The 14,172-nt window shown below is 67.9% G+C and carries 14 protein-coding genes and 2 tRNA genes; 10 read left to right on the top strand and 6 right to left on the bottom strand.

Translation table 11 applies throughout. The features are described from left to right. Positions 1-166: 166 nt before the first annotated feature. The 6 genes from mepA to ABMY26_RS25375 all read left to right on the top strand — a co-directional run bounded on the left by mepA (position 167) and on the right by ABMY26_RS25375 (position 4,781). A complete protein-coding gene (gene mepA, locus ABMY26_RS25400; protein ID WP_372397360.1) occupies positions 167-1,147 on the top strand; it encodes a penicillin-insensitive murein endopeptidase in 981 nt (326 codons plus the stop codon). Positions 1,148-1,365: 218 nt separating this feature from the next. Next, a complete protein-coding gene (locus ABMY26_RS25395) occupies positions 1,366-2,313 on the top strand; it encodes a phosphoethanolamine methyltransferase (protein WP_372397359.1) in 948 nt (315 codons plus the stop codon). A gap of 124 nt (positions 2,314-2,437) precedes the next feature. Further along, positions 2,438-2,524 (top strand) — tRNA-Leu (locus ABMY26_RS25390). Positions 2,525-2,528: 4 nt separating this feature from the next. Beyond that, positions 2,529-2,604, top strand: a tRNA-Ala gene (locus tag ABMY26_RS25385). A 221-nt stretch (positions 2,605-2,825) separates the two neighbouring features. Beyond that, entirely contained in the window at positions 2,826-3,191 is a 366-nt protein-coding gene (locus tag ABMY26_RS25380) for a hypothetical protein (protein WP_372397358.1), read from the top strand. Positions 3,192-3,590: 399 nt separating this feature from the next. Beyond that, on the top strand, positions 3,591-4,781 hold the full coding sequence (locus tag ABMY26_RS25375; protein ID WP_372397357.1) for a glutathionylspermidine synthase family protein: 1,191 nt from the start codon (positions 3,591-3,593) through the stop codon (positions 4,779-4,781). A gap of 130 nt (positions 4,782-4,911) precedes the next feature. On the opposite strand, the gene ABMY26_RS25370 is transcribed toward ABMY26_RS25375, so the two are convergent. Then, complete coding sequence (locus tag ABMY26_RS25370; RefSeq protein ID WP_372397356.1) at positions 4,912-5,130, bottom strand: hypothetical protein; 219 nt, start codon at positions 5,128-5,130, stop codon at positions 4,912-4,914. 203 nt (positions 5,131-5,333) lie between these two features. Next, entirely contained in the window at positions 5,334-5,969 is a 636-nt protein-coding gene (gene phaR, locus ABMY26_RS25365) for a polyhydroxyalkanoate synthesis repressor PhaR (protein WP_372397355.1), read from the bottom strand. 606 nt (positions 5,970-6,575) lie between these two features. Between phaR and ABMY26_RS25360 the strand changes: the two genes are divergently transcribed. The 4 genes from ABMY26_RS25360 (at position 6,576) to ABMY26_RS25345 (ending at position 11,702) form a co-directional block, all read left to right on the top strand. Further along, a complete protein-coding gene (locus ABMY26_RS25360) occupies positions 6,576-7,835 on the top strand; it encodes an alpha/beta fold hydrolase (RefSeq protein ID WP_372397354.1) in 1,260 nt (419 codons plus the stop codon). Between the two features lie 113 nt (positions 7,836-7,948). Continuing rightward, a complete protein-coding gene (locus tag ABMY26_RS25355; RefSeq protein WP_372397353.1) occupies positions 7,949-9,124 on the top strand; it encodes an acetyl-CoA C-acetyltransferase in 1,176 nt (391 codons plus the stop codon). 146 nt (positions 9,125-9,270) lie between these two features. Beyond that, complete coding sequence (phbB, locus tag ABMY26_RS25350) at positions 9,271-9,993, top strand: acetoacetyl-CoA reductase (protein ID WP_372397352.1); 723 nt, start codon at positions 9,271-9,273, stop codon at positions 9,991-9,993. A gap of 197 nt (positions 9,994-10,190) precedes the next feature. After that, the gene (locus ABMY26_RS25345; protein WP_372397351.1) at positions 10,191-11,702 is read left to right on the top strand and encodes a UbiD family decarboxylase; all 1,512 of its coding nucleotides are present in this window, start codon (positions 10,191-10,193) and stop codon (positions 11,700-11,702) included. A 48-nt stretch (positions 11,703-11,750) separates the two neighbouring features. Here the strand turns inward: ABMY26_RS25345 and ABMY26_RS25340 are convergent, their stop codons facing one another. The 4 genes from ABMY26_RS25340 to ABMY26_RS25325 form a co-directional block, all read right to left on the bottom strand. Next, positions 11,751-12,152, bottom strand: coding sequence for a gamma-butyrobetaine hydroxylase-like domain-containing protein (locus ABMY26_RS25340; RefSeq protein ID WP_372397350.1), 402 nt, complete (start codon positions 12,150-12,152; stop codon positions 11,751-11,753). Continuing rightward, complete coding sequence (locus ABMY26_RS25335; protein ID WP_372397349.1) at positions 12,149-12,379, bottom strand: Trm112 family protein; 231 nt, start codon at positions 12,377-12,379, stop codon at positions 12,149-12,151. Before ABMY26_RS25335 ends, ABMY26_RS25340 begins: the two co-directional genes overlap by 4 nt. A gap of 43 nt (positions 12,380-12,422) precedes the next feature. Beyond that, entirely contained in the window at positions 12,423-13,091 is a 669-nt protein-coding gene (locus ABMY26_RS25330) for an LON peptidase substrate-binding domain-containing protein (protein ID WP_372397348.1), read from the bottom strand. A gap of 73 nt (positions 13,092-13,164) precedes the next feature. Further along, complete coding sequence (locus tag ABMY26_RS25325) at positions 13,165-14,115, bottom strand: tetratricopeptide repeat protein (protein ID WP_372397347.1); 951 nt, start codon at positions 14,113-14,115, stop codon at positions 13,165-13,167. Between the last annotated feature and the right edge of the window lie 57 nt (positions 14,116-14,172).

Genomic DNA, 14,172 nt, shown 5'->3' with positions numbered 1-14,172 from the left:
CAACCGCCGCCTCCGGCCATCGGTCGCACCCCGGATGGGTTCCCCCGATGGACAGGGGCGACGCCTGTCGGTTCGGTTGTGCGTCGGTGACGCCTCCTCCATCATTCCTTAACCGCGACTCCGCTATAGCCGACTGAATGGCGGTGCTGGGACGGTGGGGGACGATATGGGGCGTCTGTCATTTGGGGGCCGGGTCTTCGGGCTGATCGCATGCGCCGGCGTTGCGGTCGCCCTGCTGGCGGCCGGCGACGCCGATGCCAAGCAGCGCAAGAGGAAACCGGAGCCGATCCCGGCCTATGCCACCAGCGTCGCCTGGGGGGCGGTGTCCGGCCCGTCGCTGGGCGCGCCGCAGGCAATCGGCGGCTATGCCGCCGGCTGCATCGCCGGCGCCCGCGCCCTGCCGCCCGAGGGAGTCGGCTATCAGGTCATCCGCCTGTCGCGCCAGCGCAATTACGGCCATCCCGTGCTGGTCGACATGCTGCGCGATTTCGGCCACCGCGTGGCGCTCGCCGGGCTCGGCACCGCGCTGATCGGCGACATGGGGCAGGCGCGCGGCGGGCCGATGCCGTCCGGCCATGCCAGTCACCAGATCGGCCTGGATGCCGACGTCTGGCTTCGGCTGGACCTGCCGCCGATGGGGCGTGCGGGCCGCGAGCGGCTGGACGAGATCAAATATGTCGATTACGACCGCATGCGCGTCACGGAGGACTGGTCCGACCGGCAGGCCCGCATGGTCCAGATCGCCGCCGCCGACGCACGCGTCGCCCGCATCTTCGTCAGTCCGGCGATCAAGCTGGCGATGTGCCAGCGCAGTTGGGCCGACCGCGCGTTCCTGAACAAGTTGCGGCCCTGGCACGGCCATGACGGCCACATGCACATCCGCCTGGCCTGTCCGTCCGGCAGCCCGCTGTGCGAGCAGCAGACGGCCCAGCCGGAGGGCGACGGTTGCGACGACGAGCTGATGTCCTGGCTGGCCAGCGCGTCTCCGGCCATCGAACGTCCGCCGGGATACAAGCCGGAGCCGCGGGTGGTCCGCAAGATGCCGGCGGCCTGCCGTCCGGTGCTGAACGCTGCCGGCACGCGCATGGCCTCGTTGCCGGCCTCGCTGACCGAGCCGGGCCCGTTGCCGTCCAATGCCTCACGCTGATCTTCCGCATCCTCGCGGGACGGCGGTCGCGTTACCGCGAAGAAATTTTTCCACTTGCATGCAATTAGCGTCCGTCTAACCATGAGGCCCGACGGATCTTGTGGGTAGCGTGCCGCGACGGCACAGGGCAACCGCAGGTTTGGCGCGACGCCGGCTGAGGGCTGCCGGTGGCGGCGGCATCGATTGGCCGATGATGTACGACGTGGGGTACGGCGGCGATGGCGGACAAGGACGAATCGTCTGGGCATGGGCCGAGCCTGAAGACGCGGCTCTACGCGTGGTGGGAAGGCTATGACCTGTCGGGTATGAAGGCGAAGAAGGGCGAGGAGCCGCCGACGTCTTCGACGGGCGAGGCACAGCAGCCTGCCGGCCCGGAACCCGGCATGAACCGCTGGGGCAAGCCGCTGTGGACCGCGACCCGCATCGAGGTGGCTGAAAAGATGTGGGGCGAGGGGTTCAACACCCCCGGCGGGGCCGAGCATATCCCCTATCTGGTCAAGCCGCTGGGGCTGAACCCGGCGATGAGCGTGCTCGACCTCGCGGCCGGGCTCGGCGGCACCAGCCGCACCATGGCCGGCAAATACGGCTGCTGGGTCACCGGACTGGAGGCGTCGGACCTGCTGGCGAAGGAGGGCATGGTCCGTTCCTTCAAGATGGGGCTTGAGAAGAAGGCGCCGGTCGAGACCTTCAACCCCGAACATTTCGGCTATCCCAAGCGCGTCGACGCCATCGTCTACAAGGAAGGCCTGTTCTCCGTCCGCGACAAGGAGCAGATGTTCGACGGGATGGAACTGGCGCTGAAGCCGCGCGGCCATCTGCTGATCACCGACTACATCGCCGAGGCCGACGTGCTGGGCGCCAAGGCGGTCCAGACCTGGTGCGACAAGGAACCGCTGGCGCCCAACCTGTGGCCCAAGGAGCGTATGGCCAACGCCTTCGCCCAGCGCAACCTCGACCTCCGCATCGCCGAGGACATCACCGACACCCATCGCGGCCTGATCCTGTCCGCCATTCAGGGGCTGGTCGAGCATCTGGAGAAATTCCAGCTCGACACCCCCACCAAGCTGGCGGTGATGGAGGAGGTCGAACTCTGGGCCCGCCGCGTCGCCGCCATCGAGGCCGGCATGCGGGTCTACCGCTTCTATGCCATCAAGCCGGCGGAGTAAGGTGGCAAGTAGGGCGGCAAGCCGGCGCCGGGGAAAAACTTTTGCGCAGTTGCGTTTTTTCTCTTGAGCGCGGCGCCGGCTCTGGGTACATAGAGCGCCCCGCGTGACCCCAAGACACGCGGATGCGCTTGTGGCGGAACTGGTAGACGCGCTAGGTTCAGGTCCTAGTGGCTGAAAGGCCGTGGGGGTTCGACTCCCTCCAAGCGCACCAATGTGGGGCCATAGCTCAGCTGGGAGAGCGCTACAATGGCATTGTAGAGGTCATCGGTTCGATCCCGATTGGCTCCACCATTTCTTCCCGCCGGTCGGGGCGGACCATTCCCGATACTTCCCGTTGTTTTACAACACCCACGCTGTGGCTTTCCGGTATCAGGAGGGCGCAGCCAGGGTGTTACCCCCTTGGGGCGCATGGCCGAACGGGTGCCGCGCACGGATAATCGCATCTGTCGATCCGCACGCCATTCCGATTTATTTCCGGAGCGCCCGCCATGTCCACACGGATGGAACACGGGATGAGGATGCTTGTCCTCTCCCTCTATGATGAAGCTCTATTGACGGCGGCGGCCAAGGGGCTGACCGGGCTTCTGGCCGAACGGGCGGCCTTGTGCGAGGCGGCGAGCCTCGCTGCCGGCCCGGCCCGCCGCGCGGTGTCCGAAGAAGAGGTGTTGCGCATCGTGCTGTCCGCGCGCCGGATCCGGCGCCTGGGCGCGGCCCCCGCCCCTGCTTCCGCCCGGGACGGCGTGGCGGCCCTGGTGCCTGGCTTGACCGCCGCCCCGCCGGCGGCATCCGTGACGGTCGCGATGAAGCCGCGGCGCGGCCGGCTGGCCCTGTGGGCCTTGCGGTCCCTCGCCCGCCATCCGTCGGCAGCGCTGATCTGATCCCCCGCTGCGGGCCGCCGCGGTCGTGTGCCGCCGCGGCCCGCCGGAGGGCCCGCAACGGTCCGGAAGCAATTCGGGCAGCAGCATTCCGAACGGGGGTGATATCGCGGATGCGCGCTGGCGCACCGTGGCCGGGCGCGTTAGTAGATAGGCAGGGCCGTGTTTGCACCGCAACCATCCGCCTCCGGTCCCCGCTCTTCCGCAAGTCCGGCTCCAGGCCGGGGGCCGCCATGTCTATGCATGTCTCTAGGATTGGCCTCCTCCGGAGTGGACCGTTGACCAGCCTGCCGCCCGTCATCCCACCCATCCTTTCCCGTATCTTGGCGGGGTTGCCTGCGGCGCCCGCTTGCGCGGCCTCCCGCGCAGCCGGCCGGACCTGATCGGGGCGGATCGGACGTCATGCGCAGGACGACGATGAAGCCGCGGGCGGATTGGCGCCCGGGCCTCCGCAAATATCCCTACGGTGTGCGTGCCATGTCGGCCGGGGCCAGTTGGCGTGAGGACACCGTCTATGAATTCACCGCTTCGCAGATCGACCTGATCGAAAGCGTGGCGGACGAACTGCACAGCATGATCGGCGTCGCCGTCCGCCATGTGGTGGAGCACAAGCTGTTCGCCGCGCTCGGCATCCGCGGCGACATGGGGAGGCTGCTGGAGGCCTCGTGGGCCGATTACTGGGCCGGAGGGCGATACAACGAGCGGGCGGGCGGTCTTGCCGGGAGGCTGACGCTCTCCTATGACGGGCGCGACAGCGTCAAGCTGCTGGGCTGCAACTACGACACCGGCGAAGGGCTGTTCGCCGCCTCGCTCGTCCAGCGCAACTGGCGCGAGGCCATGGCCCCGGACGCCAACCAGTTCAACGGCCTGCACGAGGCGCTGGTCGAACGGTGGGAGGAACTGGCGGCGGGGCTCCCCGGCCGCGGCCGCATGCACGCGACCTGCGCCACCCCCGACCCGGTGCGCGAGGGCGAACTGGTCTATCTGGCCGCCACCGCGGCGGAGGCCGGCATCGACACGCGGCTGCTGCCCTTGCAGTCCATCGCCTGGGATGGCCGCCGCTTCCTGGACGACGAAGGGCAGCCGATCTCCTGGCTGGCGAAGCTCTATCCGTGGGACGGGCTGGCCGACGACGCCTTCCTGCAGCGGCTGCGCAGCAGCGGCATGAGCGTGCTGTCGCCGCTGTGGTGCTGGCTGTGGTCGAACCATGGGCTTTTGGCGGTGCTGTCGCACCTGTACCCGCGCCATCCCAACCTGTGCCGCGCCGCGCTGGACCCCGGCGGGGTGGCGGGTGCCGACATGGTGACGGTGCGCGCGCTCCATGGGCTGGACGGCGCGCCGACGTGCATCGTCGAGCAGGGGACGGTGGTTGCCGACGATGGGCCGGCTATCGGTGCCGACGTGGCGGCGCAGGGCGCGGTGTGGCTGGAAACCCCGTCCGGCTTCCGCGAGGAGGACACGCGGGCCGTCCTACACGCCTGGATCGTCGGCGACAAGTGCCTGGGCATGGCTGTGCGGGAATCGACCGATCCGCGCGTCGGCCTGGGCGTCGGCTCGGATTCCGCGACGGTCCCGCACCTGTTCCGGGGATAGATCGGATCGCGTAAAACCGGCATCGATTTGAAGCGTGAATCCGATCGCCAAACATAAGGCTGGAGTTTCGTGCGTTTAATATGAAACGCACGAAACTCCAGCCGGCCCGGACAGTGGATATGGGCGGCTGTTATGGTGCGAACGGGTTCTTCAGCGCCGGTCCGAAGGTCGCCTTGCGCGCGGCGCGCCAGATGGTTTCGGTGGCCGCGTCGTTGCCGCGGTCCGCGATGGCCATGCCGGCCACGCCCGGTTGATGGTCGAGCCAGTCGCGCAGCCTGTCCTCGAAACGGGCGGTTTCCCGCGGGTCGTCGCTGGCCAGGGTGATCGAGACGGTCAGTTCGGTGGTCATCGTCGGTTCCTTCCTGCCGATTGGCCCGGTGCGGTGCCCGGTACGCTGGACGAGAAGATGCCCCTGTTGCGTATGATCCTCGGCCACGCCCCTCGGTATGGATGAAGCCTGCGCGCAGGGCTTCCCCGGGGCAATGAAAAAGGCGGGGTATGACCCCGCCTTTCGTGCCGCCCGTCTGCCGGGAACCTTTCCGAACCGACCGGCTATTTCGTGTCCGTCTTGCCTGCAGGCCGCGCGATGCCGGCGATCTGCTTCTGCAGTTCGTCTATCTGCTTCTGCAGTTCGTCGAAGGTGACGCCGGCCGCAGCCGCCGGGGGGGTGGTGCCGGGCTGCCCGGGCGGGCGCTGACCGGGCGTCTCGTCCGGAGCGCCGGCCGCACCGAACGGCGTGAACATGCGCATCGCCCGCTCGAACATCGCCATGTTCTGCTTGCTGACCTCGTCCAGCCGGCCGAACGGGAAGATGCCCCCCAGCGTGTTCTGGAAATAGTCGCGCATCTGTTCCTGATTGCGGGAGAAGGCCTGCATCGAATATTCCAGGTACCGCGGCACCACCGACTGCATGTTGTCGCCGTAGAAGCCGATCAACTGGCGCAGGAAGCTGATGGGCAGCAGATTCTGACCCTTGCTTTCCTCTTCCACGATGATCTGGGTCAGGACCGAGCGAGTGATGTCCTCCCCCGTCTTGGCGTCGTAGACCACGAAGTCGAAGCCGTCCTTCACCATCTGGCACAGGTGGTCCAGCGTGACGTAGCTGCTGGTGGCGGTATTGTAGAGCCGCCGGTTGGCGTACTTCTTGATCGTGATCGGAGCGGACTTCTGGTCTTCCTTGTCGGCCATCGCGGACTCTTTCAAGAAGGGACGTGTTCCAGGCACGGTGATACAGACACGCGGTGTTCCGGACACGGGGGGGCCTGGCGGCGGAGATTGTTCCGTCATTAGAACTACTCGAAGGGATAGCAATTTGTCCAGCGTTGCGCCGCGGCATAGCGCCGCGGTTGCGGCGGGAAACCGGGGCGGGCGGACGGCTGCAACGGGCCCTGACAGCTCCCCGCATTAGCCGAAAGGGCAGGTGGGGAGCCATGCCGCACTGGTCAATGCGGTGCCGTCCCGCCTATAATCCGGGCATGGCCGACCCGTCGCAACCAGACCCCCCATCCGATCCGCCTTCCTACGAATCGCTGGCGCGCCGCTATCTGGACCTGTGGCAGGACCAATGGACGGCCGGCGCCGCCGATCCGGAGATGGCGGACATGATGGCCCGTCTGTTCCAGATGATGGGGCAGGGAATGGCGGCCGCTCCCTTCCCGTTCGGGCCGGCCGGTTTCGGTTCGGCCGGTTTCGGTTCGGGAGGCTTCGGTTTCGGCGGGACGCCCGGCACCGGATGGGATCCCCGTCCGTCCCCTTTCCCCCATACCCTCTCCCCCCAACACGGACGGCCTTCCGATGAGCGAGCGTCTGGCGGACAAGAGGCGGGCGGACGGCACGCCGATGCGCCGCGGGCCGCGGCCGCTGAGCCTGCACCTGACGGCGGCGCTGGGCAGCTTGCTCAGCTCCGCGGCAGGATTGCCGCTCTTGAGGAACGGCTTGCTGCCCTGGAGTCCGGCGCTGAGGGGGCGGGCGGCGGCCCTGCGGGACGACCTGTTGCAGGCCGACCGGCTGCCCGGCGGCGGCGACCGCCTGAACCGGGAAGTTGACCGGGAGATCCGCCGTCGCATCGACACCGTCCTGACCGGCATCGAGCGGTACCGCCGCCACCCCTATGTCCGTGACCTGCGCGATCCACCGACGGTCTGGGCGGAAGGCGGCTCGCGTCTTCTCGATTACGGGATGGGAGCGGGCCGGCCGGTGCTGTTCGTGCCGTCGCTGGTCAACCGCGCCTATATCCTGGACCTGTCGCGGGACAGGAGCCTGATGCGCTGGCTGGCGGCGCGCGGCTTCCGGCCGCTGCTGCTGGACTGGGGAACGCCGGGGCCGCTGGAGCGCCGCTTCACCCTGACCGATTACATCGCCGGCCGGCTGGAACGGGCGCTCGACTGCGTGGTGGAAGCTTGCGGACAGCCGGTCCCGGTGGTCGGCTACTGCATGGGCGGGCTGCTGGCGGCGGCGCTGGCGCAGCGCCGGCCGCGGTCGCTGGCGGGGCTGGGGCTGATGGCCACGCCGTGGGATTTCCATGCCGAGGACGCGGCGACCGCATGCCGGGTGGCGGCCTTCCTCCAACCCTGGGGACCGGCGCTGGAGCGCTGGGGCGAGCTGCCGACCGACGCGCTCCAGGCCCTGTTCGCCCAGCTCGACCCGCTGCTGGCGTTGAAGAAGTTCAGCCAGTTCGCCCGCATGGCCCCCGGCTCCCGCGCGGCGGGTGCCTTCGTGGCCTTGGAGGACTGGCTGAACGACGGCGTGCCGCTGGTGGCCGGCGTGGCGCGCGACGCGCTGGCCGGCTGGTACGGCCGCAACGACACCATGGCCGGTGCCTGGATGGTCGCCGGGCTGCCGGTCGATCCAGCTGCCATCCGCGTTCCCACCCTGGCGCTTGTTCCGGAGCGCGACCGCATCGTTCCGCCCGCTTCGGCCATGGCGCTCGCCGCCGCCATTCCCGGCGCCCGCACGCACCGGCCGCCGCTCGGCCATATCGGAATGGTCGTCAGCGCCGGGGCCGAAACCGGAGTGTGGACTCCGCTCGCCGATTGGCTTGCTGCGACAGGTTAGTGCAGCGACCTTCGGCCATCTTGCGTCCGGCCGTCTGCACGTCTTAAGGTAAGAATCACTCCGAGCGTCCTACCATCGCTATAATAAAACTGTCCTAATTCGAGGAGCGTTCCATGACCGAGGTTGTCATTGCCAGTGCGGCCCGTACGCCCATCGGCAGCTTCAACGGCGCCCTCAGCGCCGTTCCCGCCCATGTCCTGGGCGAGGTCGCGATCCGCGAAGCGCTGGCGCGCGCCAAGACCGACGCGGCGGAAGTGAACGAGGTCATCTTTGGCCAGATCCTGACCGCCGGCCAGGGCCAGAACCCGGCCCGCCAGGCCGCCGTCAACGCCGGCATCCCGGTGGAGGCGACCGCCATCGGCATCAACCAGCTCTGCGGCTCGGGCCTGCGCGCCGTCGCCCTCGGCTACCAGGCGATCAAGAACGGCGACGCCGACGTCCTGGTCGTCGGTGGACAGGAAAGCATGAGCATGGCGCCGCACGTCATGCATCTGCGCAACGGCACCAAGATGGGCACGGCGGAACTGCTCGACACCATGCTGCGCGACGGCCTGACCGACGCCTTCCATGGCTATCACATGGGCACCACCGCGGAAAACGTCGCCCAGAAGTGGCAGCTGACCCGCGAGGAGCAAGACGCCTTCGCCGCCGCCTCCCAGCAGAAGGCGGAAGCCGCCCAGAAGTCCGGCCGCTTCAAGGACGAGATCGTCCCGGTCACCATCAAGGGCCGCAAGGGCGACGTGGTGGTGTCGGACGACGAGTATCCCAAGCATGGCACCACGCCGGAATCGCTGGCCAAGCTGCGCCCGGCCTTCTCCAAGGACGGCACGGTGACCGCCGGCAACGCGTCGGGCATCAATGACGGCGCCGCGGCGCTGGTCCTGATGACGGCGGAGAACGCGGCCAAGCGCGGCGTCACCCCGCTGGCCCGCATCGTTTCCTGGGCGACCGCCGGCGTCGATCCGGCGATCATGGGCACCGGCCCGATCCCGGCCTCGCGCAAGGCGCTGGAAAAGGCCGGCTGGACCGTCGACGATCTCGACCTGATCGAGGCGAACGAGGCATTCGCCGCCCAGGCGCTGTCGGTCAACAAGGATCTGGGCTGGGACACCGGCAAGGTCAACGTCAATGGCGGCGCCATCGCGCTCGGCCATCCGGTCGGTGCCTCGGGCGCCCGCGTGCTGACCACCCTGCTGTACGAGATGCAGAAGCGCGACGCCAAGAAGGGCCTCGCCACCCTGTGCATCGGCGGCGGCATGGGCATCGCCCTCTGCGTCCAGCGCGACTGATACCGGACGGGCCGCTTTCCCTGGTGGAAGCGGCCCGCTCCGCCCGAGGCATGATGGATCCGCCGGACCTGCGGAGGGTCTGTCATACCCAAAAATAAAAAACCAAAGAAACCAACCAACCACCACTAAATCTGGGGAGAAAAACAATGGCTCGTGTTGCAGTCGTCACCGGTGGCACCCGCGGCATCGGCGAGGCAGTCGCCGTCGCCCTGAAGGATGCCGGCTACAAGGTCGCCGCCAACTATGCCGGCAACGACGAGGCGGCCAAGGAGTTCACCGCCCGCACCGGCATCCCGGCCTACAAGTTCGACGTCTCCAACTTCGACGCCTGCAAGGAGGGCATCGCCAAGATCACGGCGGATCTCGGTCCGGTCGAGGTGCTGATCAACAACGCCGGCATCACCCGCGACGGCGTGATGCACCGCATGACCTACGAACAGTGGGAGGCGGTCATCCACACCAACCTCTCCTCATGCTTCAACATGTGCCGCAATGTCATCGACGGCATGCGTGAGCGCGGGTTCGGCCGCATCGTCAACATCGGCTCGGTCAACGGCCAGGCCGGCCAGTACGGCCAGGTCAACTACGCCGCGGCGAAGTCCGGCATCCACGGCTTCACCAAGGCGCTGGCGCAGGAAAGCGCCGCCAAGGGCATCACCGTCAACGCCATCGCCCCCGGCTACATCGACACCGACATGGTGCGCGCGGTGCCGGCCAACGTACTGGAGAAGATCGTCGCCCGCATCCCGGTCGGCCGTCTCGGCCGCGCTTCGGAAATCGCCAAGGCGGTGCTGTATCTGGTCGACGACGACAATGGCTTCATGACCGGCTCGACCCTGTCGGTCAACGGCGGCCAGCACATGTACTGATCCCCGGAACGGGGATAAGCCGACCGACACTCGACCTTGATCGCCCCTCTCCCGCGTTCGGCACGGACCCCCGGTCCGCCGAGGGCGGGGGAGGGGTTTTTCTTTCTTAAAGCAGACGGGCCGCACTTGACGGGCCGGCCGTCTGGTTGAAGGTTATCGTCCGTTTCGGACGTACCCTCACTCACGGACACCCCGCGATGCCCTACACTTCGTTGCGCGACTTCATCGACCGGCTGGAGAAGGCGGGGCGGCTGGTGGTGGTGAAGGAACCGGTGTCGACCGTGCTGGAGATGACGGAGATCCAGACCCGCCTGCTGGCCGAGAACGGCCCGGCGGTGCTGTTCGAGAACGTTGTCAAGGCGGATGGCACGCGCTCAGAGATGCCGGTGCTGGTCAATCTGTTCGGCACGGTGGAGCGGGTCGCCTGGGGCATGGACCGCGAGCCGCACCAGCTGCGCGCGGTCGGCGAGACGTTGGCCTTCCTGAAGCAGCCGGAACCGCCGGGCGGCTTCCGTGAGGCGCTGGAGCTGATCCCGCTGGCCAAGACCGTGATGTCGATGAAGCCGAAGACCGTCGGCTCGGCGCCCTGCCAGGAGGTGGTGCTGACCGGCGACGACATCGACCTCGGCCGGCTGCCGGTGCAGAGCTGCTGGCCGGGGGAGCCGGCACCGCTGATCACCTGGCCGCTGGTGGTGACCAAGGGGCCCACGGGCAAGCGCGAGGACGACTTCAACCTCGGCATCTACCGCATGCAGGTGCTGGGCAGGAACAAGACCATCATGCGCTGGCTGAAGCACCGCGGCGGCGCCCAGCACCATCACCGCTGGGCCGCCAGCGGCAAGCGCGAGCCGCTGCCCTGCGCCGTCGTGCTGGGCGCCGATCCCGGCACCATCCTGGCGGCGGTGACGCCGGTTCCCGACACCCTGTCGGAATACCAGTTCGCCGGCCTGCTGCGCGGCAAGAAGGTCGAGCTGGTGGAGTGCAAGACGGTCCCGCTTAAGGTTCCGGCCCAGGCGGAGATCGTGCTGGAGGGCCATGTCAGCCTGGACGACTATGCCGACGAGGGCCCCTACGGCGACCACACCGGCTATTACAACTCGGTCGAGCCCTTCCCGGTCTTCACCGTCACCGCCATGACGATGCGGCGCAAGCCGATCTACCTGTCGACCTTCACCGGCCGCCCGCCCGACGAGCCCTCTGTGCTGGGAGAGGCGCTGAACGAGGTGTTCATCCCGCTGCTGATCCAGCAGTTCCCGGAGATCGTCGATTTCTGGCTGCCGCCGGAAGGCTGTTCCTACCGCATCGCGGTGGTCAGCATGAAGAAGGCCTATCCCGGCCATGCCAAGCGGGTGATGATGGGGGTCTGGTCCTTCCTGCGCCAGTTCATGTACACGAAATGGGTGATCGTCGTGGACGACGACATCGACGCGCGGAACTGGAAGGACGTGATGTGGGCGATGTCGACCCGCATGGACCCGGCCCGCGACATCACCGTGATCGAGGGCACCCCGATCGACTATCTCGACTTCGCCAGCCCCGAATCGGGCCTGGGCGGCAAGGTCGGGCTCGACGCCACCAACAAATGGCCGCCGGAGACCAAGCGGGAGTGGGGGCAGAAGATCCGCATGGCCGACGAGGTGGTGGAGGCGGTCAGCCGGAAATGGGACCTCTATGGCCTGCCCGGCAGCGGGAAGCCGATCTGGAAGTGAGAGGAATGCCCTCTCCCGAAGGAGGAGAGGGCATCCGCCGCCGGCGGCTTACCGCCGGCCGGGATCGCGGCTCAGGCCCTTGGCCTGGAGTTCTGCAAGATAGTCGGCCCACAGCTGCTGCTGGTCGCGGCCGATCTCGTAGAGGTACTTCCAGCTGAAGATGCCGCTGTCATGCAGGTCGTCGAAGACGATGCGGATGGCGTAGTTGCCGACGGCCTCCACCCGCATGATGCCGACATGGCGCCGGCCGGCGACGGTCTGCTTCTGGCTGGGGTTGTGGCCCTGCACCTCGGCGGAGGGACTGACGACGCGCAGGAACTCCGCCGGGTAGGAGAAGCGGCTGCCGTCGTCGAAATCGACCTCCAGCCGCTTGTCGTCCTTCTTCAGGCGGATTTCCGTCGGCCACTGCACGGTGCCGAACCCGTTGCCGGCGGAGTCGCCCGAGCTCATCGTGCCGCCCCCGCCTTGTCGAGGCTGCGCGCCTCATCGATCAGCATGATCGGGATGCCGTCGCGAATCGGATAGGCCAGCCCGGCGCGCTCGCTGACAAGCTCGCCGCGCTCGGCGTCGTAGCGCAGCGGCCCCTTGGTCAGCGGGCAGACCAGGATCTCCAGCAGCTTGGGGTCGACGCGGGCGCTGGTTTTCGATTCGCTGCTCTTGTCCTCGGGCGTCGCCATGTCGTGTCTCGCAGGTGAAAGGGGAGGGGATGCCTGTTCCGCATCAATGTCTGGGCGGCGGACCGTCCCCGTCATGGCTGTCGAGAATGGCCATCTCGACCAGTCCGATCAAGAGCTTCCCGCGTTCGGCCAGGGTCGGCGCCTCCAGCAGCGCCTGTTTCTCGCTGGGTGAGAAGGGGCAGATCATCGCCAGCGAGTTTACCAGCCGCTCGTCCAGCGTCGATTCGATGGATTTCCAGTCGACCGACAGGCCCTGGACGCGGAAATAGCTCTTCAATGCGCCGAGCAGGCGGCCGCGGTCGACAGCGCCGCAAGGCTCATGCTCCAGGTCCGACCGGAAGGGACGCCAGTCGGGAACGACGCGGCGGTAGCCGCGCACACCCTCGACCTCGCGTCCGATCTCGAAACGGGCGACCCCGGTCAGGGTGATCAGAAGGCGGCCGTCCTCGGCCTCGGCGAAGCTGGTGATGCGGCCGGCGCAACCGCAGGGATAGACGGCCGGCTCGCGATCCCGGCAGACCGGGTCGAGCGGCTGGATCATGCCGATCATGCGGCCGCTGCCCAGCGCATCCTCGACCATCGCGAGGTAGCGTGGTTCGAAGATGTTCAGCGGCAGCCGCGCGCGCGGCAGCAGCAGGACGCCGGCCAGCGGAAACACCGGCAGCATGGTCGGCAATTGCCCGAAATCCGGGTCGAAGGGGTTTCTGGTCATGCCAATCAGATAGGCCCCCTTCGCCGGTGGAACAGCCGTCCCCCTACCGGAAAACGGTTGCGGGGGAACGGCCTCAGCTGAACATCATCGTCGACAGCCGGCGGCGGGTCTTCACCGTCAGAGGATCGGTCTGGCCGAACGCCTCGAAGAACTTCACCAGCTGCTTGCGCGCGCCGTCGTCGTTCCAGGTCCTGTCGCGCTTGAAGATCTCCAGCAACTCGTCCACCGCGGCCTCGCGCTTGCCGGCGGCGAACAGAGCCATGGCGAGGTCGAAGCGCGACGCATGGTCGTTCGGGTCGTGGGCGACCTTCTCCATCAGCTCCGGGATCGGGCCGGCATTGGCCGCCTGCTCGGCCACGTCCAGGGCGGCGCGGACATTGGCCAGCTCCTTGTCCTTGGCAATGGCCTCGGGCGCCTGGGCCAGCATCTGCTTGGCATTCTCCAGGTCGCCGGCGGCGATCAGGCAGCGCAGGATACCGGCATAGGCCTGGACGTTCTCCGGCTCCGCCTGCATGATCTGGCTATAGATGTCGAGCGCTCCCTGCAGGTCGCCACCCTCCATCATCTCCTTGGCCTGGGCGAAGGCCTCCTCCAGCAGGTCGTCGGCCCCGCCGCCGGCGCCGGCCTGCTTGGCGAGTGCCAGCAGCTTGTCGACGAAGGCCTTCACCTGGGATTCGGGCAGCGCGCCCATGAAGCCGTCGACCGGCCGGCCCTGGAAGAAGGCGTAGACGGCCGGGATCGACTGGACCCGCAGCTGCGAGGCGATCATCGGGTTGGCGTCGGTGTCGATCTTCACCAGGCGGACGGCGCCCTTGGCGGCGCGCACCACCTTCTCGATGATCGGGCCCAGCTGCTTGCAGGGGCCGCACCAGGGCGCCCAGAAATCGACGATGACCGGAACGTCGCGCGAGGCCTCGATCACGTCGGCCATGAAGGCGCGGTCGGTGCTGTCCTTGACGATGTCGGCGGCACCGGCAGCGGGGGCGGCGGGCTTCGGCGCATTGGCGGGGGGCATGGAGAACATGGCGTGTTTCTGTCCCGTTCGTGATGTCCGGCCCGGTGGGATATCCTGGCGGGACAT

This window comes from Azospirillum sp. HJ39 (assembly GCF_041507355.1).
GTDB lineage: Bacteria > Pseudomonadota > Alphaproteobacteria > Azospirillales > Azospirillaceae > Azospirillum > Azospirillum thiophilum.
The sequence above is the reverse complement of the archived record's forward strand: the minus strand, read 5'-3'. Positions and strand labels throughout refer to the sequence as shown.